A 21618-nucleotide genomic window follows, 5' to 3' on the forward strand; every position below is an offset into this window, starting at 1 on the left:
GTGTTTACACCCCCTTCAAGGCTAACATTATCACATTTACACATAATGAAAAATATTTTAGCTAAAAAAGCCAATTAACTATTGACTTAGCTGAAATGTGTAAGTATACTTAAGTCATGAGTTACACAAAACATGTAAAAGGGAGGTGCCGATAATGGTGAGAGCAAAACTCCGCATGCTTAGAAAACAACGAGGCATTACACAGACATTCATCTCAGGAAAGCTGGGTTTCAAGCACCCCAGCGGTTACAGCAACATAGAGAACGGCCGGAATGGACTTAGTTTGGAACATGCAAAAATTATCTCCGACATCCTTGGTGTTCCACTCGAAGAACTAACCGAAGATGCAAAGGAGACTTTTTTATCGGCATAGTTACACATTATGTGTAAAAGCTAAAAATATACTCTAACGTAGTTTAACTCATTTACTTAATTTTGTGAAAGCGAAAGGAGATAACGACATGTCACAGTTATTTGAGTTTTCAGGTCGCGACTTGAGGGTCATCAGCAAATCTGGCGAACCATGGTTTGTTCTTAAGGATGTTTGTGAATTGTTGGACCTTGGTCAGGTTGCAGGGGTAAAGCGTAGGTTGTCAGAGGATGTGATTTCAAATCACCCCCTTGAAACGGCTGGCGGCAAACAAACGGTAACCATCATCAACGAAGACGGCTTATACGATGTCATTCTCGAAAGCCGCAAGCCTGAAGCGAAGACCTTCCGCAAGTGGATCACAAGCGAGGTTATTCCCTCCATTCGCAAACACGGCGCATATATGACGCCTGAGACTATCGAGAAAGCAATTCTCAACCCGGACTTCATTATTGGACTCGCGACCAAGCTGAAATCAGAAACAGCTCGCGCTGACCGAGCTGAAATCCAACTCGACGAACAACGTCCACTGGTAGCCTTTGCCGAAACGTGCATGGACAGTGAACGAAACATGCTGGTTCGCGAAGTGGCCAAACTCGCAAGCAAGAACGGGCTGCTGATCGGTGAGCGCCGACTATACATCAAGCTTCGTGAATGGGGCCTTGTATGCCAGAACAGCACAGAGCCAACGCAGCGCGGCATGGAGCTTGGAGTGTTCGAGGTTATCAAGGGCGTCCGGCAGACCCCGAAGGGATCACGGGATTGGGAGACCACCAAGGTAACGCCGAAGGGGCAAGCATACATCATCAACCGGCTTAGAAGAGAAGCTGCATAACAATGAAATTCGCCCGTGCAAATCTGATTAAACGGAAAGAACAGTACGATGCCGCCAAGTCACCAGAAGCAAAATGCAAAATCGCCCGTGCCTTCATGGAGAAAGACGCTAACACCACCATCGAAGAAATGGGCAAAGCCATAGACAAGATTGAACAAGCGGAGAAGGAGGAATAACCATGGAAAAGGTTGTCATCGACATAAAACAATTTGACCGGGGCCTGCTTGAACGGGTATACCGGCAGATCGAGGAAGCGAAGAAGCAGCAGCAGTCCAAGCCGAAAAAAGGCGCTTAATCCAAAACGAGGAGGAATCACAATGACCCACATACCACGCCGCCGGACGCCTGTACGCAACCCCCGCAAAAAGGGAGGCGAATCAGCATGACAGCCGAACGCATCTGCAAGGAGCTGCAAATGGAGATTGACCATCTGACGGAGAACAAAGCCGAAGGTACGCTGCAGGAGTACATCGCTGACAACTTTGATGACATCCTGAAGCTGCTGAGCAACGCCAAGGACTTCGCTGGACAATTCACCAAGGAGGAGAAGACGCATGCAGCTTAACAAAGCAACGGAAGTACTGGAAGCCCTGTCGGAGCTGGCTAATCACAAGCAGCACAGTTTGAACCTGCTTACCACGCTGCAGGAGCTGATGGAGAAGGCTCCTGCGGCACTGGAGGAAGTGCAGCAAGCAGAGGTTGATTTCGAGCAGCAGGACAAGCTGCTGACGGCTTATGAGAGGGGTGGGGCGGCGTGAGCAATGATCTATTAGACGAACAAGTCTGCCCGTACTGCGGATATGAAGTAGGGGACCACCTTTCCAACTGGAGCGATGAAACGGAACACGTAGAGTGTGGTCGTTGCCGTAAGACATACGCCGTGGCAGCTGAGTACCAATTTCTCGGATTCAAGGTAGAGAAAATGTGCATCGAGTGCGGAGAAGTGGAATCTGAGTGCTTCTGCGAAGAGGGGGATGAGCAATGAACCTATCACACCACGACTCAGCAGCGGACAGGCTCTTTGCCAACCTTCAGCGCATGGGAGTGCCGGACGAACACCGGGATAGCACGCTGCGGGTGATTGTATCGAACTGGACGCAGAACGTTCTCGAAGCAGGTAATGAACCAACGCTTGAGGGATTCGCAGACTTTTACCCCGAGTGGGACAGCCCACGGTATACGGACATTGTAGAGGCTGAAATTGAAAGGACGGTGCAGATGTGCTTACAAGAGAAGTGATACTGGCTATGGAGCCGGGCAGGGAATTGGACGCGCTAGTTGCTGAGAAGGTGCTGGGATGGAAGCAATGCAGCGTTGAGGGTACGGCCAAAATAGCTTACGGAAAACCGTCTGACTTTAGGGACCACGAACCGCGTGTGCGAATCGGCGATTACTCCACCGACATTGCCGCAGCATGGGAAGTGGTGGAGAAGATGCGCTCGAATGACTATCTGCTTGATATTGGAAATGGTTCAGGCGCGGGTTATGCGGCTATGTTTTATAACCCAAACAAAACCATATTTCTCATTGGTCCATATACGGAGACAGCGCCAGATACCATATGCAAGGCTGCCTTACTTGTGATGATCAAGGAGGACGCGGAATGACCTTCATAAGAGAAGTAATCCTGCTGAATCCCCGGGTTGTGTTCATTCTGCTGGCCCATCTCACCAGTAACGGGGTGCTGCGAAAGAAGTACCTGACCAATTATAAGCGCCAATTACACCGAGATTGGGGGTGGACAGCATGAGCGTCGAGATCGCAATTTCAAACGTCATGGCTGAGTACGGAGTGGACCGAGAAGGAGCCATAAAGATGATCGAGTTCTACATGATTTACTCGCCTAAAAAGCAAAAAGGCACCGCAGCAACGGAGCCCCAAGAAAAAACCTTATGCAACGATGATAACACATGGTGATGCCTGATGGAAACCCGTACCGCGTATTTACTGCGGCATAGAGCGTCCGGGCTGTACCTGGGGAGGGACTTGGAACATAAGTCCTCCCTCTGGCAAGCTTGGCGCTGGTACTCAGAAGAACAGTTAGAGATATGGCTGCAGGTGAGCATCTACGCTCCGGAGCAGCCAGACGATTACGAGCCAGTTACGGCAATTCTCACGATTGATACGGAGGTAGCAAATGAGCGAGAGAGTGAAGCTGTACCAGAAGATTAGCGCGGTCATGAAGGACGTTGAGTATCTGTCCAAGGACGACAAGGTGGAGTTCAGCAACACGAAATACAAGGCCATATCCGAGGAGAAAGTCACCTCTACAGTGCGTGAAAGTCTGATCCGCAATAAGTTGGTTATCCTGCCGGTCGAGCAGCAGCACAAGAGAGAGGGCAACCTTTCCACGGTTGATACCAAGTACAAGATTGTGGACATCGAGACAGGCGAATTTGAGATCATCGTCAGCTCCGGCACCGGCGCGGATACGCAGGACAAGGGAGTTGGCAAGGCCATGACCTACGCCTACAAGTACCTTCTGCTGCGGACGTTCGCCATCCCAACCGGTGAGGACCCGGACAAGGTTAGCAGCGCGGAGTTGGACGAGAAGCAGCGGAAAGCGGAGGAAGAGGACGCCAAGAAGTTCACGCTGGTCAAAGCCAAGTGGGAGACGCTGGCCGGTACTCTAGACGGCTTCGAAGATTGGCACGGTAAACAGATCAAAGCAGGCGTAACGAACGCCCAAATGGACCAGCTGCTTGCTAAAAAGCTGATGGAGAAAAAGAAGGAGAGTGCTTAAATGCTGAACAGAGTAATTTTGATTGGCCGCCTGACGAGAGACCCGGAGATGAAATATACACCCACAGGGATAGCGACCACCACTTTCACCCTTGCCTGTGACCGCCCGTTTCAGACCAATGGGCAGAAAGAAGCTGACTTTATCCCAATCGTTACATGGCGGCAGCTGGCCGAAACATGCGCCAACTACCTCAAGAAAGGCCGGCTGACGGCGGTAGAGGGCCGTATTCAAGTCCGGAGCTACGAGAACAACGAGGGCAAGCGCGTATACGTGACTGAAGTGATAGCAGACAACGTGCGATTCCTGGAGCGCGGCGAGCAGCAGGAGCAGTCCCGGAGCGAGCGCAACGATCCGTTCCAAGACGATGGGCGGCCCATTGAAATCAAGGAAGACGACCTTCCATTCTAGGAGGCTGACATATGAATCTGGACCAACACATAACCGAGATTACCCGGCTCCGGCGGCAGGCTGACCTGCTGCCGGACGACAGCCCGGGAGTGCTGATGCAGAAGATCGAACTGCTTGCCAAGTGCCTTGTGTACATCGGTCGCGTTTCTAGCCACCTAGACGGCGTTTACAAGCGCGTTTATGCCCGGAGGAAGTATGAGCATGCCCTAGCCATTACGAAGGCTCAGAAGGACAAACAGGCGCATGCAGAGCTGGCTGTGAAGGAACTGCGGGAGGAAGAAGCGACAGCATACGAGGATATGAACCGCTGGCGCAATGCCTTCTCCAGCACGACAGAGGAAATCCACTCGCTCAAGATGCGGATGAAACAAGATTTCTATGTGGAGGGTGCTGCCAATGTTTCAACTGAACGCCGTTCCCAAACCCCAGCATAGGCGTAGGACGCCCAGAAAGGCTGCTAGAGGCGCGTTCAGCAAGAAGACAAGGCAATCTATCATCGAACGTGACAGAGGGCTCTGCGTACGCTGTGGAGCCCGATACGAGGAGATTCATCATGTCATCTACCGCAGTCATAACGGGGCGGGTACGGAGGACAACGGCGTATGTGTCTGCCATGCCTGCCACGAACTGGCCCATAGCAAGGAAGAGGTAAGACGGTGGTTTGAGCATTACCGGAAAGTGATTCTATTACGAGAGGAGGTCGGACCATGCCACATGAAATCCTAGCCCCACCTACCATAGACCGCATACGCCAAGCCATCGAGCGAGACGAGGCCATAGGCCCGACGGAGCTCAAACGGTGGATAGCATGGCTGCTGGAGGAACGGGACTTGTACCGGAACGCTGCCCGGGCTGCTGCCGGTTCGCTGGCTGAGACAACGGCTGAGCTACATGAGGCGCGGAGACGGATTGCGGAGCTTGAACAGCGGAAGGGAGGCAGAACATGAACCATCCAAATGAAACAGGGCAGCTGCAGTATGAGCGGTTTACACCACCATCCAGGCTGCGGCGCTGGGTACGCAAATGGCGCATGCGGTACCGGGATTGGGACGCGTCGCGCTGGTACAGGAAGTACGGAGGAGGGGCTTAAGTATGGCAACGTATCGACAGGTTCACACAAGTTTCTGGCAGGATGGTTTCGTACTGGGGCTAACCCCGGAGGAGAAATACTTTTACCTCTATCTGATGACCAACAGCAAAACCACTCAATGCGGGGTGTACGAGCTGCCCAAGCAGATTATCGAGATGGAGACGGGTTACAACCGGGAGACGGTTGAGAAGCTGCTGGATCGGTTCGTAAATTACGACAAGGTTAGGTACAACGATAGCACCAGAGAGATCATCATTTTAAACTGGCTGCGCTATAACAGCATCAACAGTCCGAAGGTGAAAGCTTGCATCGTAAAAGAGCTCAAAAACGTGAAGAACAATGAATTTATCGAACTCTTTTATGCCCTATGCAGACGGTACAAATACAGTATCAATACGGTATCCATAGACTTGGGGGAAGAAGAAGAAAAAGAAAAAGAAGAAGAACAAGAAGAAGAAATAAAAGATATTGTCCCTTTTTCTGAAATCATCGACTACCTCAATGCTAAAGCTGGAACCAAATACAGGGCATCAACCGATTCAACGAAACGGCATATCACAGCCCGATGGAACCAGAATTATCGGCTTGACGATTTCAAAGCGGTGATTGACAAGAAATGTGCTGAATGGCTTGGAACAGACTTGGAGCAATACCTGAGACCGGAAACCTTGTTTGGAACCAAGTTTGAAGCCTATTTAAACCAGAAGATTGTGATTAAGGGGGGTGGTCCAGGTGGAAAGCATGGGCAAGGCCATGAAAGAAATGCTGGTACGTATCGAGCAGATGCGGATCCACTCGCAGAACTCTACATCGGAACCCCAACAGTCTAATTACAAGTGCAGCAGGTGTAAGGACACGGGAACCATTAACACCTTCCGATGGATTGAAGATGACAGCTACACATACAAGGATAGACCCATTCCCCGACAGGTTGCTCAAGTGGAATTATGTTCGTGCCATTACGACCAGCAATTCACTAAATATAACGCCTCATCGGGCTTCAGCAACAAGGAACTAGGGCACACGTTCAAAAATGCGATCATTGACGACGAAAACCGGTCCTACTTTGAAATCGCGGTGGACTTCATCAAGAACATTGACAATCACCTGGACTGGGGAACATGGCTGTATCTCTTTGGAGATGAGAGCCGGGCGAAGAGCCTGACGGATCAACACGGCAGGGAGTACAGCGCATTCGGTACCGGCAAAACCTACTTGATGCAATGCATCGCCAATGCGCTGACCCATCGAAAGATACCAGCCATCTACGTGAACGAGGAAAAGCTGTTTGGGGACATTAAGGCAACCTATGACCGGGCCAGTGATGAAAGCGAGCAGGACGTGCTGAAACGGTACTACAACATCCCGGTTCTGCTGATTGATGACTTGTTCACGACATCGTACAAGGACTGGGCAGAGGGGAAATTGTTCAGCATCCTGGATGCTCGAGTGAATGAGAAGAAGGTGACCATCATCACCAGCAATTACGCGGTCGGGCGAATCAGGGACCGGCTGCCGGTGAACGGCGGGAAGATAGCCAGCCGCATAACGGGACAAGCTCAGCTGATCGAGATGGTCGGAACGGATCGGCGCAGGACGATAGCCAGAAAACGGAGGGATGAAAGGCATGAGGCAGGTTGACGATTACGAGCTCTACGAATTGGACTTTGACGAATTCATACGCCGTGGCCGGGAGGATAACGGGTTGCGACCGCTGCCAAGGCCGGAGGAAAGGAAAGAGACGGCATGACCTGTCACTGTGACCAACACCAAGACCTGCAGCGTAAATGCCACGACTGCCTCAAACGGATGCGGCAGGAGTACCTGGACGAGATGTCCAGACTAACCCGGCAGATATCACAGATCGAGATTGAATACTGGCAGATAGATTGCAAATACCGCAAGGTGGCAGACGAGCTGAACCGCAGGGATGGCCGGGTAAACCGGATGTTTAGATAGGGAGGGTGAGAGATGAACGGCTATAAGCCCAAAGAGATTACGGCTATCGCAGAAATTCTTAAGGCCTACACGAACGAAGCCATAGAAGGACCGTTCAACGTGGCATATAGCGGGGGCAAAGATTCAACCGTAACACTGGCGCTAGTGATGAGGGCACTGATGATGCTACCTCGGGAAAAATGGACCCGGAGAATATATATCACCTCGGCCCAGACGTTCCTGGACCTCACGACTGATGCGACCAAACAAAATGAGTTCGTGAAGATCCAAAAGCTGATTGATAAGCAGCAGCTGCCGATGGAGATAGCGGAAGTTTCGGCCAAGCCGGGAAGCACGATTCTGGATTGTATCCTTGGCAAGGGATACCCGTTACCGCATAGCAACGACAAGTGGTGTACCCATAAGGCGAAGATCGAGCCGCAGGAGAGGTTCATGAAGGAGAAGCAGTTTGCCTTGGCGGTAGTCGGAACCAGAATTGCAGAGTCCAAGCAACGGGCGGAAACGATCGGCAGCATGGCAGCTGAAGGTGATGTGTTCTACGCCGAGCGCAAGGACAAGAAGGGCAAGGTTGTTGCAACATCCCTGCAGCCTATTGTCCACTTCACAACCGAAGATGTCTGGACGTACCTGGCGACTGAGAAGACACCTTGGGGCGATGCAGAGGAAATTAGCCAGCTATACAAGGATGCAACAGGGGAGTGCGGTCTTAGGCGCCGGAAGGCCGGCAAGGACGAAACAGGGGATGCATGCGGGGCGAGGTTCGGCTGTGTCATTTGCCCGGTCGTAACGATTGACCGCAGCACACAGGAACTGTCCAAGAAGAAGCCCTGGTTCCAGCCCTACGCTGACCTGAGAGATACCATGATCCGGATGTACAAGGACCCGAAGAATAGGTCCGGCCACAGGCGAAACGGGATGAAACTTGCATATGGACAGGGAACCTTCACGGTTAAGGCCCGCATGGAGCTGTTTGAACTGTTCATGGCAGCTGAAGAAGACAACCGGATATTGGCTCGTTACCACGGAGTAGAGCCGCAGCCTCTGTTCACTGAGGAACTGGTCGAGCGGATCAAGCAGCAGTGGCAAGAGGACCTGGCATCGAAACCCTGGCTGGAGGATGCGGAAGAGCTGGGCAGGTTCTTCGAGGTAAAGCTGAAAGGTGCAAACGAGGGATACCAGGTTGAATGGAACCATTATTACGATACGCCGGGAGCGTAGGGGATATAAAAATGACATTATCAACGGAGGTAACATGCTCATTTACTTATCAGGTCCTATGAGCGGAATAAAGGAATATAACTACCCAGCATTCCGTAGTACAGCAAGGGACCTACGAGAAAACGGATATAAAGTGATAAACCCCGCAGAGATAAAGCCAATTGAGCAGACATGGGAAGGTTTTATGAAGGCAGACATTAAGGCTCTTATGGATTGCACGACAGTTGTCATGCTTCCAGGGTGGGAAAGTTCTAAAGGAGCGCAGCTAGAGAGGCACATCGCCGAAGCTCTCGGAATGGAAATATTTGAACTTAGTGAGTTTCAAACAAGCCAAGGGAGGAAACGAAGATGAAAAAGAAAGAACGCCGCACGTTTGCGATGCAGGAAATGAGCCCAGTAGGACCAGCAAGGCCGCTGATGGAGAGGACGGAGCTTGAACGGGCAGAGGCATCGCTGAGGACTTATCACCTATCGCCGGAAGAGCTGGCCGCATACATCGAGAAGACGGGGGCGCCCATACGACCGCTGAATCAAGGGCGCAGGCAGCCAAGCTTGATGCACCGACATAGACCACGGGCAGGCAAGGAGGCATAACATGCCAAGCAACATATGGGTGGTCGCAATCGGCAAGCGGATCCACAAGGAGCATCTAGCGAGGGAGCAGGCTGAGCAGTTGGCAGCGGATCTACGGGAAGGCGTGCGGCAGGTCAGGGTGTATCAGTGGGTTGGGTAGTGAAGATACATGGGGAGGTAACGGAAAATGAAAATCAGCCATGAAGAGTACTTAAAGCGCGTCCTCTTTTCAAAGCAGCTGCAACTTGAAAACCTTAATATAGCTCATAGAGTTGCAATTGCTGAGTATGAGAAAGAAAAGACAATGCTCCACAAGGATATTAATTCACTAGAAAACCAGTTGAATGATGCTCAAGTGGAACAAGCCTGAATAGCAAGATACATGGGGAGGGGAACGCGGTGGAGACGACTTTGGATGAAATGAAATTCATGCCTGTTGGTAGCAAAGTGGGTATAGCATGCCCAGAATGCGAAGGACATGAAGATCATCGAAAGCTGGCAAGCGGAAAATGGATTTGTGAGTGGTGCGGAGATGTCAAGGATATGAACACCGTTTGATATCAAGATACATGGGGAGGGTGGTGTTCATGAGGTGGAAAGGCTTTTGACTAAATGCTGTCATTCTCAAAGAGAGGCGGACAGGGACGATAATGGAATCCCGATTCGTGTGTACTGTCCCGAATGTGACGCTATTGATCCGAAATTAGAATGGGTCGAAATCGAAGAAACAGAATGAATATCAAGATACATGGGGAGGAAGAACGTACATGAACGAATTCTTGAAGTTTTATAACGAGGTAAAGAAACCGGATTGGACATTGGAAATTTACCATTCCCGTTATGCAGACTGGTCGATATCCATTGGATATTTACCGGAAAGCCCTAACCATGGCGATACAATTTTGAGCTTGCAAAACTGCGATTTAAGTTACGCTCTAGCCAAAGCAGAAGTGCTGCTGAAGGACTTTTTAAAGGAGCATGAGGGCGGTTACTAGCATTTGGTGACATGACGGACTGAATATCAAAACATGGGGAGGACAAGCCATGAGCATCCAATACGCAAACCGGGGCATGGGGCTGGAGACGCTGATCGAATACGCCAATGCTCAGTATGCGGCTAAGGGTATCGCAAATATACAGAAGATTGCGACACCTTGGAAGGTGGTGAGACGGGGCAAGCAGATTGTGACGGCGTTCCCGGAGAAGAAAAGCACGGTGGACTTCATTGGGGTGTACGAGGGTAGGGCAATCGCCTTCGATGCAAAGGAGACGGAGAATAAAACGCGGTTCCCATTAGCAAACATTGAGCAGCATCAGGTTGATTTCATGAGGGCATGGGTGGCGAATGGAGGGGTGGCATTCTTTCTCATCAACTTCAAGGCGCACCAGCAGATATTTTACTTGCCATTCGGATATATCGACGGATTGAATGCTACTGGCGCGACAGGCAGTATCCCTTACAAAGATTTCTTGAGATACAGGAACGTAAACGAAGTCATCCAGGGCAACGGTATCGCACTGGACTATCTCAAACATGTGGAGGGGATCGCATGAAACGAGTGGACAAATGGCACAACCTGAACGGCACGTACACGGCTATGACGGATGGAAACGTGATTGTTGGGTGGATCATCCCTCTACGACCTCCTAGAAGGCGTTCTAAGAGATTAAGAGAGTTGGCAGGGTAAATGTCCATCCAGACGCACAGAGCGTCTCAGAATGGCAAATAGGCGGCTTAAATGACGCGCACGAAGGGTGGTGATGGCGTGGGGTGGGAAGTGATGCTCAGGGTGGGGCTAATCTGGATGATGCTGATCCTGTTATTTCTGGCTCTTTTAATCCGCAGGAAATCATAAGTTAAAAAGTCGTAAAAACCGCGTCATATCAACGTTTTTAGCTATTCAGCAGGCAGGTTTTTTGGTATAATTATGTTATCCGTTATAGAACGAATAGAACAATTTTGGAGGGATAAACGTGAGCAATGTATCCGAGCTGCAAGCACAACTGAATGAGCTGGAGCAGAAGAAAGCCCAGCTGTTTGAACAGCCAAGCGTGGATCAGGTAGAAGTACGCCGCATCAATGAGCAGATCAAGGAGATTGAGAAACAGCTGGCCGAGAAGTTTAGTCTTGAGCAGCATGAAGAGCGCATGGAGCAAGCGGCTGTGCAGATCACGCACACCATCGAATCTATCGACATCGGAGAAGGTGAGCGGCTACCGCTGCGGGATCTGGTAACCAGCGAGCAAGCCTATCAACTGCTGCTGGTACACTTCAACACCGCGTTTGTTGGACAAGCCGAGCAGTTCAGCAAGCAAATTTTGACCACGGAAGAGAGTTACCAAGGACAGCTGCAGGCGAACACGGAGGCTCAGAACCAGCTGCAATACCAGATTGCTCAGCTGCAGCAGCGTAACGCGGACCTGACCACTCAGCTTAACCAAGTAGAGGCAGAGCGTGACAATGCCAAGGCTGACCTGGAGGATGCACGCACCAAGCTTGCTAATGCAGCAGCCGAGATTGAGCGCCTGAACAGCCAAGTGGATGACCTGCGGAAAGAGATTGCTGTCGGTGCCCGTGAAGCTGTGAAGGTGGTAGACACGAACCTGACAGCGAACTACGCCAAGGCGGTGCAGGAGTTCAAGAACAGCCGTCCAGCCATCTACAACATGCATCCGCTGGACAATCTGGGCAAGCGTTTTGGTGGCTACTTGCTTGAGACGGATGAGTTTATCAAGTTCGGCTTCTTGGAAAAAGGCAAGTACCGGGAGGTATCGGCTGAAGAAGCTGCGCGATTTCGGGAAGAACGTGCTGCAAGAGGTGAAGAAGTCAAAACCGAACCTGCTGCAGAAGTTATTCCGAATCCTCCACTGGACGTAACACCGCCGGCGCTTGACAGTTCTTTTCGCCCCGAAGAGACCGACATTCCCGGGATCGCTGACGAGTCCGCTGACGGATCGCTGGTACCGCAAACACTTGAGCAGCTCAGCGAGGAAATCATCGAGCTGAAGCGCCGCGTAGACCGGTTGGAAGGTTCGCGGATCGTAGAGGTGGCGTAGATGGAAACATTGGGCGATGCACTGCCGAAGGAAATAGAACGTGTACAGGAGATTATCCGTGAATACGAGAAAATCCCTGCCGGACATCTCGCGGCAGAAATGATGAAGGCTGACGTTAAACGGGCGCAAGAGGCCATGATGAGTGGAGATTTGGCCGGGATGCTTGCGGCATATCAGGCGTTGAAAGAATACGAACTGTAGAGGTGGCGTAAGCGTGACTTATAAATGCCCACAGTGTGGTAGGGAGTTTACGATGGAAAACAGCTTAGTTCACCACCTACTAGAGCATGAGATTGAAAAGCTGAAGAAGAGGACGTAACACATTCAAGGGGGCACCTAACCGGTGTCCCTTCTCATAACCGCTATAAGGGGGAATAGCCATGATTGACGTAAAGCGGCTGCTGTACGGACATACGAAGTTAATCGCGGCACTTGCAAACATCCATAGGAGCATAGCCCAGGTGAACAAGAAACGCAGGTACCCGGGCTGTACTCAGCAGTACAATGACGATGTTCGAGGAATAGGCGGGCTGCCGGTAAGCCAGACGGAACGGTTCGCACTCGACAATGTGATGAACGTGGATGAAGAGCGCCAGCAGTACGAGTGGGATGCAGAAGAGCATGAATACGTCATAGGGCTCGTGAAATCGGCTTTAGAGGCGCTGGATGATCGGCAGAGGGAATGTATCAAGCTGTGCTACTTCCAAGGCAGGGAGCCGGTTGCAGCGTCCATGATGATGAATCTTAGCTTATCCCACTTCTACCATGTACACCGGACGGCGATTGCGGACATTGAGAAGTGCCTGAATGACGGAAACATTTTCATGAATCGGCTGATTCCCGTTAAAAAACCGCAAAAACGCAATAAAAATGCCAGAAAAAGAACAGCTATTTCTGAGGTATCATAGTAATATGCAGGAAATTCATATAGGAGCATCGGAGATTTACCCGTACAATCCCGTACCGGGCGAATACAGACACCCGATGCTCCCGAGAACAACACGGCTCGCCAAACGGCGGGCTTTTTACTTGTTAAGGGGATGAGAGGAATGGAGTGGCACCCCATGACGTAGATCATTTCACGATCATTATCGTGTTGGCAGCAATCGCCTTCCATTGGTGGGCGGTGTTATATGCAAGGGCTGAGAAAGCGGAAGAGGAGGACGAGTAATGGAAATATACGTGCTCTTCATCGAGTATGAGATTATCGAGCTCATCACAACGAACAAAGAACTGTGGTTGGAACAGCTGAAGCGAAGAGCGCGGGAAGATGGAGGATTGCACCCCGGGGACCACGGGGAAGTGTGGAAGGACAGCAAGAAGTTGTATGACGTATATAAGCTATCGGATATCAGGTAAGGGAGGGACGAGTGATGGACATCGTGGTTATCGTAGCCGGACTGACCGCTATATTCGTGGTGCGTGAGTACATCCACTACAAGAGCGATGAACGTAAGGATGCGCTGATCAGTGAGCTGACGGATAAACTCAAGGCCAGCAGCTTCACGGAGTATAGAGAGGCCAAGCAAGAGCCGCAGACGGTGTTATACGAACCAGTGAGCAATGATGATAGGGATTTGTACGAGAGAGAGTTGCAAGCGAACAAGATGTGAGGGGGAGTCATGATGGAAGAGCTGATGAAGTTTAACCCGTACAGCGTAACCATTGATTTCAACGATCACAGAGTTGTACATGAACGTGATATTGAGATGTATTACGGTGGGCGTGAAAACTTTCTGGATTTCGAGCGATGTGTAGAGCTTAACAGAGTCTTCAAAGTCCAGGTATACCCCAAGGGCTCGGTCGGATTCTACACTGTGTGTGCTTCAGAACTTCAGCCTGCTTTGCAAAAGATGTGTGAGGCGCTTGAGAACGATAAAGAGTAGGAGGTGAGACGATGGCGGCACTGACCGACAAACAGAAGCTTTTCGCTCAAGAATACCTCATAGACCTGAATGCGACACAGGCCGCAATTAGGGCAGGATACAGCGAAAAAACGGCCAGAGCAATAGGGGCTGAAAACCTAACGAAACCTGACATTCAGGAATTGATCCAGCAGCTTATGGTGGAACGCTCTAAACGCACTGAGATAACCGCTGATATGGTGCTGAGGGAATATGCCAAGATTGGTTTCAGCAACATATCCGATTACCTCAAGGTTGAGCAACAGGAGGTGATTGTAGGCTTTGAAGGCGATGCAGAGAACGGTAAGAGTCCGGTACGACAAATGGTTCAGATGGTCAGAATATACGACACTGATACTGTGGCGAGGGAGAAGCTTGATGCAGTCGCTGAGATCAAACAGACCAAGGAAGGAATAGCGCTAAAGCTTCATGACAAGAAGGGGGCTCTAGACTCCATAGCGCGTCACCTCGGCATGTTCACTGATAAGGTAGAGCATTCCGGTAAAGTTACGCTGTCCTATGAGGATCAGCTGGCGGAGTTGATTGAATGACCAACGCGCTACTGAAACTGAAGCATGACAACCACCTGTACTTCCGTAAATGTCTCAAGATCAAGGACAAGAAAGCGCGTATTGTACCTTTCACCATAAACGACAGCCAGGACCGGCTTAATCAGATTGTGACGGACCATTACACGAAGTACCCGGACCCGGACACACGGCCCACGCTGTACATCATCATCCTGAAAGCCCGGCAGCAGGGAATGAGCACCTTCACCGAGGGATTGTTCTTCAAGGCCATCACACTGGGGCTGCCGAATGATAAGCCGTTTAACAAAGTGGCTATGATCGTTTCATACGATGATGACTCAGCCAAGACGATTAACGATATGTCAGGGCGATACCTGCAGTACCTGCCGGACGTAATCAAGCCAATGAACCGGCCTATTCGCGGCAAGGGGATCTACTTCGAGAATCCGAGCCGGGAAGAGTTCAAGGTTAAGCCGGGGCTGCAGAGCAAGTTCCTGATTGAGACGGCGAACAACAAGAATGCTGGCTCAGGCTACACCATCAATTACCTGCATATATCAGAGCTTGCCAAGTGGCAGGACGCTGAAACCACCATGACTTCGTTGCTCCAGTCGGTGCCGGACTATAACGGTATCGTAATCGTGGAGAGTACAGCGATGGGCGTAGGTGGTTATTTTTATGATTTGTGGATGAAAGCCAAGCAAGGAAAGAACAACTATGTGCCGCTGTTTATTCCCTGGTACGAGCATAAGGAATACGTCACGCCGCTGGCTGCTGGTGAGGAAGTTAAGCTGGATCAGATTGAAGAAGAGTTGGTGCAGAACTACAACCTGACTCCTGAGCAGGTCAAATGGCGACGCAAGACCATATCCGACAAGCTCAACGGGGATGACGAGAAGTTCAAGCAGGAGTATCCTTCCAACGACATGGAGGCGTTCCTGACCAGCGGACGCACACGGTTCAATACTCGCATCCTCACACAATGGCTCAACCGGGCCAAGGCTGGGGAGCAGGGCAACATCGAGTATGGTCAGTTTGTTCCGCAGCATGACGGCTATATCACCGTATGGAAGCATCCTGAGCCGGGCAGGCGGTACGTGATTGGTGCGGATACATCAGAGGGGCTGGCAACCGGTGACTATGATGCAGCTACCGTATGGGACGCTGAGACATGGGAGCTGTGCGCTAGGTGGCATGGGCACATTGACCCGGATGTATTCGGTGAGATCGAGCTGCCGCGCTTGGGCAAGTACTACAACGAGGCGTTGATCGTGCCGGAGGTTAACAACCACGGTTATACCACGGTAACGGCCCTGAAGCGCGTCAATTACCCAAGGATATACATGCGTGAACGCTATGACGGCTTAGTGGATGAGATGACCAAGGCGCTTGGCTGGCGTACAGATGCCCGTACAAAGCCGCTGGCGATTGACTTCATGGCAAAGTGTATCCGCGAAGGACTCATACGGGTGCATGATGAGCAACTGATCAATGAATGCATAACGTACATCCGGGAGGCAGACGGCACAACGAATGCGCAGGAAGGCTGCTTTGATGATTTGGTGATGGCTTCGGCTATCGCCCTATTTGTGCTTTCTAACTACCTGTCGGATTACTTCGATGCACGAGATCCGGCCGGCAGCATGTATGACCGTCAGGACAACCTGCCACATGCGCTCCGGGATGACCGGGGGCATTTCAATTCATGGGAGAACTACTAGGGAGGTGATGGAGTGGCAAAGGTATTGCAAAGCATATTTGGCAAGCGAGACAAGCCAGAGGGCAAGGCGATTGACAGCGTAGATGGAGCAACACGGTACAAGATGATCAAGACGGGCTTTAACCAGAGTTTGAGCGCACTGAGTGGGGATCACAGCGTTTGGAAAGAGGCCGATGAATTCTATCTCTCCAAGCAATGGCAGCAGGAACGGCCGTCATGGCTGCTTAACCCGGTCATTAACTACATCGCCTACGTGGTGGATCAGAAGACACCGCAGATCACCAACAACCGGCCAAGGGGATTGATACTTCCCACGGTGCAGGGAGACGAAGAGGTAGCCAAGCTGTTCACGCAGGTGACAGAAGTCATCGCTGAACGCGCAGATCTTGATGAAGTCATTGCGGAGGTGGTACCGACAGGCCTGCTGCTCGGCATTGGGTGGTTCAAAGTCTACTGGGACAACACGAAGAGCGGCGGGCAGTATGACCCAATGAATCCCATGCGCTCAAACGTGTGGAAAGGTGATGTATGCGTAGAGTCACCGGACCCGGCAAACATCTACCATGACCCATCCGCTCACAAGGTGGAGGATTGCCGCTATATCATCTATGCGGTGCCAAAGACGGTGGAGTTCATCAAGGAGAAGTTTGGCGTGGACGTTGACCCCGAAAACAGCTTTGAGACGGAGATATACAGCCGTCCTGGTGCTGACAATGCGAAGAATCGCGTCATGCTGTATGAATACTGGTACAAGGAGCAAGGAGGTATCCACTGTACCTATGCAGCTGGCGGTAAGATCCTGAAGGACATCCGTAACGTGTACAAACATGGGCGGTATCCATTCGTGCGGTTCGTACCCAAGAAGAAGCGTAAGTCGATGCTTGGTATCGGTGAGCCGCAGAACATCATGGAGAACCAGAAGCTGCTGAACAAGTTCATGGAGATGCTGACCCGGAACACGGCACTTACAGCTAATCCTATCCTGTTCGTGGATGCGAATAGCGGAATTGACCCTGCCAAGTTCCAAGCTAAGCCGGGAATAGTTCAGCCAGTAACAAATCTATCTCAGACCAAGCCTGCAGAGTGGTTCCAGCCGCCGCAGATCAGCCGGGACGTGCCGCAGACCATAGACAAGCTGATTGAAGTTATCGAGCGTATGGCGGGCATTTATGACGCTCAGACAGGCGAAACACCATCCGGTGTCACCGCAGCCGCAGCTATCCAGATGCTGGTTGAGCAAGGTTCCATCCCAATCAAGGGCATTGCAGCCAACCTTAACCGTGCCATCAAGGACGTTTACGAGCTGATGATCGAGCTGGTCAAGGAGTTTTATACCGAGGAGCGCTATATCCGCATTACAGACGAGCAGGGCAATCATGAGTTCATGCCGTTTGTAGGCGCACAGTACGCCGAAATTGATCTTGACGTGCAGGTGAGTGCCGGAGCATCCACGCCGACATCCAAGGCATATATCGCCCAGCTGGGAGCCGACCTGTTTAGTGCCGGTGTGCTGCTGCCGAGCGAGTATCTGGACATGCAGGAGGGCCTGCCGAACAAGGACAAGATTGTCGCCCGTCTGAGAGAGCAGGAGCAGATGCAACAGCAGCAGATGCAGCCGCCACCGCCTGACCCAATGGCTGAGCAAGCCGCAATGGAGCAGCAGATGATGGCTGAGCAGCAGCGTCTACAACAGCAGCAGGAGCAAGAGGCGATGAAGTTTGAACAGCAAGCAGCGCTGAAGCAGATGGACAACGAAACCAAGCTGCAGATCGCGCAAATGAATGCACAACTAAAACTGAATAGGTAAAGGGGTGAAGGGGATGCCAATCGTGACAGTACAGCCTAGAAAGCAAGCCACCGGAGAAATTGTCAGTGAGTTTGTGGACTCGGTTGGTCCGTCAGCAACGACTTGGACCTACCCAACACCACAGAATCACATCTATGTACGCAATGAAGGAACAGCAGACATCACCGTAACAGTGGGGCTGCACGTGAAGGTGATCAAGCCGGGCAAGTCCTGGAGCGACACACTCACGTTTACATCACTCAAGATCAATGCAGCAACGAGGTCACAACCGTTTGTGCTGCGGACCATCCAATATGAGCGTCCAACCATCGCAAGCTTTGGAGACACTCAGGCGCCTGCAGGGTATAGCTCAACCGTGCTGCTTGTATCGCTCAATAATCCCTTTGAATACACGGGCGTAGCCTTTATAGGGGACAGCATCACGGCGGGCTATGGAGGCACCGGGTACACCAACACGTCAGCCGGCGGCGACATGATCTTTGGTAACTACTGGTACGTCAATACAAACGGCTATTGCTGGTCAAATGAGACGGGCAAATACCTTGTTACCAAGTACAATCGGGATTTCATCGTTCCTGTGACGCATGAACGGATCATCTTCACCAATCCGCAGTTTAGCAATTCAGGGTACACCAGCGGTAACCCGACCAATACCCGGGCGATTGGGCGTAAAATCGCTACGCTGCCCAACATCGGGGCTGGCGACAAGGTATCATGCACCTATTATGGCGATCATTTCGGCGTGTATTTCAGCTACGGCCCGGATCGAGGCATTGTTGAGATATACGTCGACGGCAATCTGGTTCAGACGGTTGACACCTACGCTTCAGCAGCTACATACAAGCAGCTGATATCCATCACAGGGCTGCCAATGGCACAGCATGAGGTGGAAATCCGGGAGACGAACCGGAAGAATGCGAGTGCTAGCCAAAACGCGGTGATTGTTGAGGGCTTTGTTATCCAAAAGGTGGTTAAAGCGTGGAACCGGGGTACAGCCGGGGTGGATAGCCGCTGGCTAGCCCATCAAGCGCTTAACGTACTGCCAGCAGGTGAGCTGATCACGCATGCTATCGTGCAGGTCGGCACCAATGACCGTATCAAGATATCCTCCACACAGGAGACAACGCTCAATGTCTTGGAAATTGTTGAGAAGTTGAGGAGCGCGAACATTAAGCCGATCCTGATGTCATCCATACCGGCTGGCACAACGAATGAAGAGCAGTACAGCATCCATATGGAGGACATCGATAACGCCATTGCTGCTGCCGCTAAGATACTCGGCATTGATTACATTAGCAATTATCACGGGTTCTTGGATTACTGCGACTTAAAGGGCGTGACCATCGAGTCATACTTACCCGATAAGCTGCACCCAGGTGATGCAGGTTACACCGTGATGTTAAACCATATACTCTACCGCCTTGGACAGGCCCGGAAACGGGACGGTGCAACGTGGTAACAGGCCCCTGGTGAGAATCCAGCGGGCCTATTTTCTGTAGTTTATCGCACTAAAAACCAGCGGCGTTGATCGTGTGGAGTTGCGCCGCCCACACAAGGAGGAAATGAGCATGAGGTTACACCCGTTTTTCAATGAAGATGGGGACATTGGCGGCGGTTACGCCCCAGAAGCAGTAGAAACAGCGCCTGAGCCGTCTAGCGTTGTGACAGAGGACTATGAGTCCTTGGGTGATGGGAACGCCCCTGAACCGGCAGAGACAGGCGCACAGCCCACTGAGGACGTTACAAAGCAGCAATCCTTCGCTAACCGGTTGCGTGAGGAGAAAGAACGTGCAATAGCCGAGGAACGAGCCAAGTGGGAGAGGGAACAGCAGGCAGAACTTGCCTATTTGGACAAGGTCGCGCAGATGAATGGTTTCCGTGACCGCGAGGAGTACAAGAGGGCGCTGGATGCGCACCTACAGCAACAACAGATGGAACAGGAAGCACATCGGATGGGGCTTGATCTTGAGACCTATCAGCAGTTTTTCCAGCCGGTAAACACGGAACTGCAGCAGCTCAAGACAGAGGTAGAGGCATTCCGGGAGATGTACCAGCAGCAGGAGACAAAGGCGCAGCAAGCAGCCAAGTGGAGCGCGTTATATAACGAGTTCCCAGCGCTTGCAGAGAGCGCATCAGCGTTCCATGAGGGCAAAGACCCTGAATGGTACAACGACGGCATGAAGGGCTACATTGACCGCGGCTATGACCCGGTAGATGCGTACCGACTGGCCCACGCCAGCACGATTGCAAGGCAGCAAGAGCAAGAAACGCTTGCGAGGATCACCGGCAGAGACGAAAGACAAGTCCTGTCAAGCACAGACTCACCACACAATATGCAGCTTAACCCTGCTGACATGAGCCCGGAGGATATCGAAAGGATATCCGAGCGAGTGCGCAGAGGCGAGCGCATCACATTCTAAGGAGCTGAATAATCAATGGCAACTCAAACAACTCAAACTGCAGGATTAGCACCGTCTATTCAAACTTATTATGATAAAAAACTGCTGGCACGCCTTCTTCCAATGCTGTTCCATCAGCAATTTGGTCAAAAGCGTCCTATTCCCAAAAATGGCGGTAAGACAATCGACTTCCGTAAAATGCAATCCCTTGCGCCGGCCACAACACCGTTGGTTGAGGGTGTAACCCCGAGCGGAAACAGCGTCACTATGGTGAGTGTCACTGCTACACCAAGCCAATACGGTGATTACATTGAGTTCTCGGACGTAGTTGATATGGTGGCAATCGACCCATTGGTTGATGAGTCTATGGATGTATTGGCCGAGCAAGCAAAAGACACCATTGACCGCATTAGCCGGGATGTTTTGGCAGCTGGTACCTCTGTCCAATACGCAAATGGCAGAGTGTCGAGGGCTACAATTGCGGCAACAGATCTTTTGACTGTTAAGGAGATTCGTAAAGCCCGCAGAACCTTGAAACGGAACAATGTTAAACCATTGGAAGGTGGCGATTATGTAGCCATCATTGAGCCGGGAACTGCTTATGACTTGCAAGATGATCCGAAGTGGGAGGAGCCTGTAAAGTATGCGGGTTCGACTCAGATATTCAACGGTGAAATTGGTCGTATTTATGGCGTTCGTTTCGTGGAGACCACCAATGCGAAGAAGTTCCCAGGCGCAGGTGCTTCGGCTATCGACGTTTACGCTACACTCGTACTCGGCAAAGACGCTTATGGTGTGGTAGACGTTGCCGGTTCTGGAGCTGTTCAAACCATCGTGAAGCCCCTCGGGTCCTCAGGCACAGCTGATCCTTTGAACCAACGTTCAACGGTGGGTTGGAAAACCATGTTTACCGCCAAAATTATTGAACAAGCGGCAATGGTGCGTATAGAACACGCAGTATCTCAATAATACGGGGGGTCTCCCCCTTTATCACAACATAGGAGG

The 21618-nt window shown here is 51.3% G+C and carries 40 protein-coding genes; all 40 read left to right on the forward strand.

Features of this window, described 5'->3' with window-relative positions; all coding sequences use genetic code 11:
• Positions 1 to 154: 154 nt before the first annotated feature.
• On the forward strand, positions 155 to 373 hold the full coding sequence (locus tag DNH61_RS11605) for a helix-turn-helix domain-containing protein (RefSeq protein ID WP_111146828.1): 219 nt from the start codon (positions 155 to 157) through the stop codon (positions 371 to 373).
• A gap of 88 nt (positions 374 to 461) precedes the next feature.
• Positions 462 to 1205: a phage antirepressor gene (locus DNH61_RS11610; protein ID WP_111146829.1), complete on the forward strand. Its 744-nt coding sequence runs from the start codon at positions 462 to 464 to the stop codon at positions 1203 to 1205.
• Between the two features lie 2 nt (positions 1206 to 1207).
• Positions 1208 to 1381 (forward strand): hypothetical protein, encoded by a 174-nt coding sequence (locus DNH61_RS26340; RefSeq protein WP_181438667.1) that lies wholly within the window; start codon positions 1208 to 1210, stop codon positions 1379 to 1381.
• Between the two features lie 206 nt (positions 1382 to 1587).
• Positions 1588 to 1770 (forward strand): hypothetical protein, encoded by a 183-nt coding sequence (locus DNH61_RS11615; protein ID WP_111146830.1) that lies wholly within the window; start codon positions 1588 to 1590, stop codon positions 1768 to 1770.
• The gene (locus DNH61_RS11620; protein WP_111146831.1) at positions 1760 to 1963 is read left to right on the forward strand and encodes a hypothetical protein; all 204 of its coding nucleotides are present in this window, start codon (positions 1760 to 1762) and stop codon (positions 1961 to 1963) included. The genes DNH61_RS11615 and DNH61_RS11620 overlap by 11 nt, the downstream gene beginning before the upstream one ends.
• Positions 1964 to 2186: 223 nt before the next feature.
• Entirely contained in the window at positions 2187 to 2444 is a 258-nt protein-coding gene (locus DNH61_RS11630) for a hypothetical protein (RefSeq protein ID WP_111146833.1), read from the forward strand.
• Positions 2426 to 2812 carry a BC1872 family protein gene (locus DNH61_RS11635; RefSeq protein ID WP_146240995.1) on the forward strand — a complete coding sequence of 129 codons (387 nt, stop codon included), beginning with the start codon at positions 2426 to 2428 and terminating at the stop codon, positions 2810 to 2812. Before DNH61_RS11630 ends, DNH61_RS11635 begins: the two co-directional genes overlap by 19 nt.
• Positions 2809 to 2955: a hypothetical protein gene (locus DNH61_RS26345; protein WP_181438668.1), complete on the forward strand. Its 147-nt coding sequence runs from the start codon at positions 2809 to 2811 to the stop codon at positions 2953 to 2955. The genes DNH61_RS11635 and DNH61_RS26345 overlap by 4 nt, the downstream gene beginning before the upstream one ends.
• The gene (locus DNH61_RS26350; protein ID WP_181438669.1) at positions 2952 to 3122 is read left to right on the forward strand and encodes a hypothetical protein; all 171 of its coding nucleotides are present in this window, start codon (positions 2952 to 2954) and stop codon (positions 3120 to 3122) included. Before DNH61_RS26345 ends, DNH61_RS26350 begins: the two co-directional genes overlap by 4 nt.
• 69 nt (positions 3123 to 3191) lie before the next feature.
• A complete protein-coding gene (locus tag DNH61_RS26355) occupies positions 3192 to 3377 on the forward strand; it encodes a hypothetical protein (protein WP_181438670.1) in 186 nt (61 codons plus the stop codon).
• Positions 3343 to 3948, forward strand: coding sequence for an ERF family protein (locus DNH61_RS11640; protein ID WP_111146835.1), 606 nt, complete (start codon positions 3343 to 3345; stop codon positions 3946 to 3948). Before DNH61_RS26355 ends, DNH61_RS11640 begins: the two co-directional genes overlap by 35 nt.
• Positions 3949 to 4356, forward strand: a complete 408-nt coding sequence (gene ssb / locus DNH61_RS11645; RefSeq protein WP_111146836.1) for a single-stranded DNA-binding protein — start codon at positions 3949 to 3951, stop codon at positions 4354 to 4356.
• 11 nt (positions 4357 to 4367) lie between these two features.
• On the forward strand, positions 4368 to 4790 hold the full coding sequence (locus tag DNH61_RS11650) for a hypothetical protein (protein WP_111146837.1): 423 nt from the start codon (positions 4368 to 4370) through the stop codon (positions 4788 to 4790).
• Positions 4753 to 5082: an HNH endonuclease gene (locus DNH61_RS27240; protein ID WP_181438671.1), complete on the forward strand. Its 330-nt coding sequence runs from the start codon at positions 4753 to 4755 to the stop codon at positions 5080 to 5082. The genes DNH61_RS11650 and DNH61_RS27240 overlap by 38 nt, the downstream gene beginning before the upstream one ends.
• Positions 5064 to 5303 carry a hypothetical protein gene (locus DNH61_RS11660; protein ID WP_111146839.1) on the forward strand — a complete coding sequence of 80 codons (240 nt, stop codon included), beginning with the start codon at positions 5064 to 5066 and terminating at the stop codon, positions 5301 to 5303. Before DNH61_RS27240 ends, DNH61_RS11660 begins: the two co-directional genes overlap by 19 nt.
• Positions 5300 to 5446 carry a hypothetical protein gene (locus tag DNH61_RS26360; protein WP_181438672.1) on the forward strand — a complete coding sequence of 49 codons (147 nt, stop codon included), beginning with the start codon at positions 5300 to 5302 and terminating at the stop codon, positions 5444 to 5446. The genes DNH61_RS11660 and DNH61_RS26360 overlap by 4 nt, the downstream gene beginning before the upstream one ends.
• Before the next feature lie 2 nt (positions 5447 to 5448).
• A complete protein-coding gene (locus tag DNH61_RS11665) occupies positions 5449 to 6276 on the forward strand; it encodes a conserved phage C-terminal domain-containing protein (protein WP_111146840.1) in 828 nt (275 codons plus the stop codon).
• 109 nt (positions 6277 to 6385) lie between these two features.
• Positions 6386 to 7087: a DnaA ATPase domain-containing protein gene (locus tag DNH61_RS11670; RefSeq protein ID WP_181438673.1), complete on the forward strand. Its 702-nt coding sequence runs from the start codon at positions 6386 to 6388 to the stop codon at positions 7085 to 7087.
• Entirely contained in the window at positions 7074 to 7196 is a 123-nt protein-coding gene (locus tag DNH61_RS26995; RefSeq protein ID WP_281272380.1) for a hypothetical protein, read from the forward strand. The genes DNH61_RS11670 and DNH61_RS26995 overlap by 14 nt, the downstream gene beginning before the upstream one ends.
• A gap of 83 nt (positions 7197 to 7279) precedes the next feature.
• Positions 7280 to 7405: a hypothetical protein gene (locus DNH61_RS27000; RefSeq protein WP_281272381.1), complete on the forward strand. Its 126-nt coding sequence runs from the start codon at positions 7280 to 7282 to the stop codon at positions 7403 to 7405.
• Between the two features lie 12 nt (positions 7406 to 7417).
• On the forward strand, positions 7418 to 8623 hold the full coding sequence (locus DNH61_RS11680) for a phosphoadenosine phosphosulfate reductase domain-containing protein (RefSeq protein ID WP_111146843.1): 1206 nt from the start codon (positions 7418 to 7420) through the stop codon (positions 8621 to 8623).
• On the forward strand, positions 8586 to 8975 hold the full coding sequence (locus DNH61_RS11685) for a DUF4406 domain-containing protein (RefSeq protein WP_245948148.1): 390 nt from the start codon (positions 8586 to 8588) through the stop codon (positions 8973 to 8975). The genes DNH61_RS11680 and DNH61_RS11685 overlap by 38 nt, the downstream gene beginning before the upstream one ends.
• Complete coding sequence (locus tag DNH61_RS11690) at positions 8972 to 9217, forward strand: hypothetical protein (RefSeq protein WP_111146845.1); 246 nt, start codon at positions 8972 to 8974, stop codon at positions 9215 to 9217. Before DNH61_RS11685 ends, DNH61_RS11690 begins: the two co-directional genes overlap by 4 nt.
• A gap of 1 nt (position 9218) precedes the next feature.
• Positions 9219 to 9356, forward strand: coding sequence for a hypothetical protein (locus tag DNH61_RS26365; RefSeq protein WP_181438674.1), 138 nt, complete (start codon positions 9219 to 9221; stop codon positions 9354 to 9356).
• A 27-nt stretch (positions 9357 to 9383) separates the two neighbouring features.
• Entirely contained in the window at positions 9384 to 9566 is a 183-nt protein-coding gene (locus DNH61_RS11695) for a hypothetical protein (protein ID WP_111146846.1), read from the forward strand.
• Between the two features lie 29 nt (positions 9567 to 9595).
• Entirely contained in the window at positions 9596 to 9754 is a 159-nt protein-coding gene (locus DNH61_RS26370) for a hypothetical protein (protein ID WP_181438675.1), read from the forward strand.
• 209 nt (positions 9755 to 9963) lie between these two features.
• On the forward strand, positions 9964 to 10191 hold the full coding sequence (locus tag DNH61_RS11700; RefSeq protein ID WP_111146847.1) for a hypothetical protein: 228 nt from the start codon (positions 9964 to 9966) through the stop codon (positions 10189 to 10191).
• A gap of 49 nt (positions 10192 to 10240) precedes the next feature.
• Positions 10241 to 10750 carry a Holliday junction resolvase RecU gene (gene recU / locus DNH61_RS11705; RefSeq protein ID WP_111146848.1) on the forward strand — a complete coding sequence of 170 codons (510 nt, stop codon included), beginning with the start codon at positions 10241 to 10243 and terminating at the stop codon, positions 10748 to 10750.
• A gap of 420 nt (positions 10751 to 11170) precedes the next feature.
• On the forward strand, positions 11171 to 12253 hold the full coding sequence (locus DNH61_RS11710) for a coiled-coil domain-containing protein (protein ID WP_111146849.1): 1083 nt from the start codon (positions 11171 to 11173) through the stop codon (positions 12251 to 12253).
• Positions 12254 to 12454 carry a hypothetical protein gene (locus tag DNH61_RS11715; protein ID WP_111146850.1) on the forward strand — a complete coding sequence of 67 codons (201 nt, stop codon included), beginning with the start codon at positions 12254 to 12256 and terminating at the stop codon, positions 12452 to 12454. It abuts the gene before it with no gap.
• 179 nt (positions 12455 to 12633) lie between these two features.
• Positions 12634 to 13161, forward strand: a complete 528-nt coding sequence (locus DNH61_RS11720; protein WP_111146851.1) for a hypothetical protein — start codon at positions 12634 to 12636, stop codon at positions 13159 to 13161.
• A gap of 262 nt (positions 13162 to 13423) precedes the next feature.
• Complete coding sequence (locus DNH61_RS11725) at positions 13424 to 13612, forward strand: hypothetical protein (RefSeq protein ID WP_111146852.1); 189 nt, start codon at positions 13424 to 13426, stop codon at positions 13610 to 13612.
• Positions 13613 to 13626: 14 nt separating this feature from the next.
• Positions 13627 to 13866: a hypothetical protein gene (locus DNH61_RS11730; RefSeq protein WP_111146853.1), complete on the forward strand. Its 240-nt coding sequence runs from the start codon at positions 13627 to 13629 to the stop codon at positions 13864 to 13866.
• 9 nt (positions 13867 to 13875) lie between these two features.
• The gene (locus DNH61_RS11735; RefSeq protein ID WP_146240999.1) at positions 13876 to 14139 is read left to right on the forward strand and encodes a hypothetical protein; all 264 of its coding nucleotides are present in this window, start codon (positions 13876 to 13878) and stop codon (positions 14137 to 14139) included.
• Positions 14140 to 14150: 11 nt separating this feature from the next.
• Positions 14151 to 14708, forward strand: coding sequence for a terminase small subunit (locus tag DNH61_RS11740; protein WP_111146855.1), 558 nt, complete (start codon positions 14151 to 14153; stop codon positions 14706 to 14708).
• Positions 14705 to 16408, forward strand: a complete 1704-nt coding sequence (locus DNH61_RS11745) for a terminase large subunit (RefSeq protein ID WP_111146856.1) — start codon at positions 14705 to 14707, stop codon at positions 16406 to 16408. The genes DNH61_RS11740 and DNH61_RS11745 overlap by 4 nt, the downstream gene beginning before the upstream one ends.
• Positions 16409 to 16420: 12 nt before the next feature.
• On the forward strand, positions 16421 to 18214 hold the full coding sequence (locus DNH61_RS11750; RefSeq protein WP_111146857.1) for a portal protein: 1794 nt from the start codon (positions 16421 to 16423) through the stop codon (positions 18212 to 18214).
• A gap of 13 nt (positions 18215 to 18227) precedes the next feature.
• Positions 18228 to 19673, forward strand: coding sequence for an SGNH/GDSL hydrolase family protein (locus DNH61_RS11755; protein ID WP_111146858.1), 1446 nt, complete (start codon positions 18228 to 18230; stop codon positions 19671 to 19673).
• A 109-nt stretch (positions 19674 to 19782) separates the two neighbouring features.
• Positions 19783 to 20634 (forward strand): hypothetical protein, encoded by an 852-nt coding sequence (locus DNH61_RS11760; protein ID WP_111146859.1) that lies wholly within the window; start codon positions 19783 to 19785, stop codon positions 20632 to 20634.
• Positions 20635 to 20649: 15 nt separating this feature from the next.
• Positions 20650 to 21582, forward strand: coding sequence for a N4-gp56 family major capsid protein (locus tag DNH61_RS11765; RefSeq protein WP_111146860.1), 933 nt, complete (start codon positions 20650 to 20652; stop codon positions 21580 to 21582).
• Positions 21583 to 21618: the final 36 nt, after the last annotated feature.

The organism is Paenibacillus sambharensis (genome assembly GCF_003233845.1).
Classification (GTDB): domain Bacteria; phylum Bacillota; class Bacilli; order Paenibacillales; family Paenibacillaceae; genus Paenibacillus_I; species Paenibacillus_I sambharensis.

What these genes read in the sequence shown, in the direction of transcription:
- DNH61_RS11610 (WP_111146829.1), top strand. Translation starts at nt 462, where the DNA reads ATGTCACAGTTATTTGAGTTTTCAGGTCGCGACTTGAGGGTCATCAGC.
- DNH61_RS27240 (WP_181438671.1), top strand. Translation starts at nt 4,753, where the DNA reads ATGTTTCAACTGAACGCCGTTCCCAAACCCCAGCATAGGCGTAGGACG.
- DNH61_RS11620 (WP_111146831.1), top strand. Translation starts at nt 1,760, where the DNA reads ATGCAGCTTAACAAAGCAACGGAAGTACTGGAAGCCCTGTCGGAGCTG.
- DNH61_RS11640 (WP_111146835.1), top strand. Translation starts at nt 3,343, where the DNA reads ATGAGCGAGAGAGTGAAGCTGTACCAGAAGATTAGCGCGGTCATGAAG.
- DNH61_RS11630 (WP_111146833.1), top strand. Translation starts at nt 2,187, where the DNA reads ATGAACCTATCACACCACGACTCAGCAGCGGACAGGCTCTTTGCCAAC.
- DNH61_RS11755 (WP_111146858.1), top strand. Translation starts at nt 18,228, where the DNA reads ATGCCAATCGTGACAGTACAGCCTAGAAAGCAAGCCACCGGAGAAATT.
- DNH61_RS11725 (WP_111146852.1), top strand. Translation starts at nt 13,424, where the DNA reads ATGGAAATATACGTGCTCTTCATCGAGTATGAGATTATCGAGCTCATC.
- DNH61_RS11720 (WP_111146851.1), top strand. Translation starts at nt 12,634, where the DNA reads ATGATTGACGTAAAGCGGCTGCTGTACGGACATACGAAGTTAATCGCG.
- DNH61_RS11605 (WP_111146828.1), top strand. Translation starts at nt 155, where the DNA reads ATGGTGAGAGCAAAACTCCGCATGCTTAGAAAACAACGAGGCATTACA.
- DNH61_RS26350 (WP_181438669.1), top strand. Translation starts at nt 2,952, where the DNA reads ATGAGCGTCGAGATCGCAATTTCAAACGTCATGGCTGAGTACGGAGTG.
- DNH61_RS11660 (WP_111146839.1), top strand. Translation starts at nt 5,064, where the DNA reads ATGCCACATGAAATCCTAGCCCCACCTACCATAGACCGCATACGCCAA.
- ssb (WP_111146836.1), top strand. Translation starts at nt 3,949, where the DNA reads ATGCTGAACAGAGTAATTTTGATTGGCCGCCTGACGAGAGACCCGGAG.
- DNH61_RS11760 (WP_111146859.1), top strand. Translation starts at nt 19,783, where the DNA reads ATGAGGTTACACCCGTTTTTCAATGAAGATGGGGACATTGGCGGCGGT.
- DNH61_RS11765 (WP_111146860.1), top strand. Translation starts at nt 20,650, where the DNA reads ATGGCAACTCAAACAACTCAAACTGCAGGATTAGCACCGTCTATTCAA.
- DNH61_RS27000 (WP_281272381.1), top strand. Translation starts at nt 7,280, where the DNA reads ATGTCCAGACTAACCCGGCAGATATCACAGATCGAGATTGAATACTGG.
- DNH61_RS11700 (WP_111146847.1), top strand. Translation starts at nt 9,964, where the DNA reads ATGAACGAATTCTTGAAGTTTTATAACGAGGTAAAGAAACCGGATTGG.
- DNH61_RS11665 (WP_111146840.1), top strand. Translation starts at nt 5,449, where the DNA reads ATGGCAACGTATCGACAGGTTCACACAAGTTTCTGGCAGGATGGTTTC.
- DNH61_RS26345 (WP_181438668.1), top strand. Translation starts at nt 2,809, where the DNA reads ATGACCTTCATAAGAGAAGTAATCCTGCTGAATCCCCGGGTTGTGTTC.
- DNH61_RS11615 (WP_111146830.1), top strand. Translation starts at nt 1,588, where the DNA reads ATGACAGCCGAACGCATCTGCAAGGAGCTGCAAATGGAGATTGACCAT.
- DNH61_RS26365 (WP_181438674.1), top strand. Translation starts at nt 9,219, where the DNA reads ATGCCAAGCAACATATGGGTGGTCGCAATCGGCAAGCGGATCCACAAG.
- DNH61_RS26360 (WP_181438672.1), top strand. Translation starts at nt 5,300, where the DNA reads ATGAACCATCCAAATGAAACAGGGCAGCTGCAGTATGAGCGGTTTACA.
- DNH61_RS11650 (WP_111146837.1), top strand. Translation starts at nt 4,368, where the DNA reads ATGAATCTGGACCAACACATAACCGAGATTACCCGGCTCCGGCGGCAG.
- DNH61_RS11745 (WP_111146856.1), top strand. Translation starts at nt 14,705, where the DNA reads ATGACCAACGCGCTACTGAAACTGAAGCATGACAACCACCTGTACTTC.
- DNH61_RS11690 (WP_111146845.1), top strand. Translation starts at nt 8,972, where the DNA reads ATGAAAAAGAAAGAACGCCGCACGTTTGCGATGCAGGAAATGAGCCCA.
- DNH61_RS11695 (WP_111146846.1), top strand. Translation starts at nt 9,384, where the DNA reads ATGAAAATCAGCCATGAAGAGTACTTAAAGCGCGTCCTCTTTTCAAAG.
- DNH61_RS11680 (WP_111146843.1), top strand. Translation starts at nt 7,418, where the DNA reads ATGAACGGCTATAAGCCCAAAGAGATTACGGCTATCGCAGAAATTCTT.
- DNH61_RS11735 (WP_146240999.1), top strand. Translation starts at nt 13,876, where the DNA reads ATGATGGAAGAGCTGATGAAGTTTAACCCGTACAGCGTAACCATTGAT.
- DNH61_RS26995 (WP_281272380.1), top strand. Translation starts at nt 7,074, where the DNA reads ATGAGGCAGGTTGACGATTACGAGCTCTACGAATTGGACTTTGACGAA.
- DNH61_RS11730 (WP_111146853.1), top strand. Translation starts at nt 13,627, where the DNA reads ATGGACATCGTGGTTATCGTAGCCGGACTGACCGCTATATTCGTGGTG.
- DNH61_RS11740 (WP_111146855.1), top strand. Translation starts at nt 14,151, where the DNA reads ATGGCGGCACTGACCGACAAACAGAAGCTTTTCGCTCAAGAATACCTC.
- DNH61_RS26340 (WP_181438667.1), top strand. Translation starts at nt 1,208, where the DNA reads ATGAAATTCGCCCGTGCAAATCTGATTAAACGGAAAGAACAGTACGAT.
- recU (WP_111146848.1), top strand. Translation starts at nt 10,241, where the DNA reads ATGAGCATCCAATACGCAAACCGGGGCATGGGGCTGGAGACGCTGATC.
- DNH61_RS11715 (WP_111146850.1), top strand. Translation starts at nt 12,254, where the DNA reads ATGGAAACATTGGGCGATGCACTGCCGAAGGAAATAGAACGTGTACAG.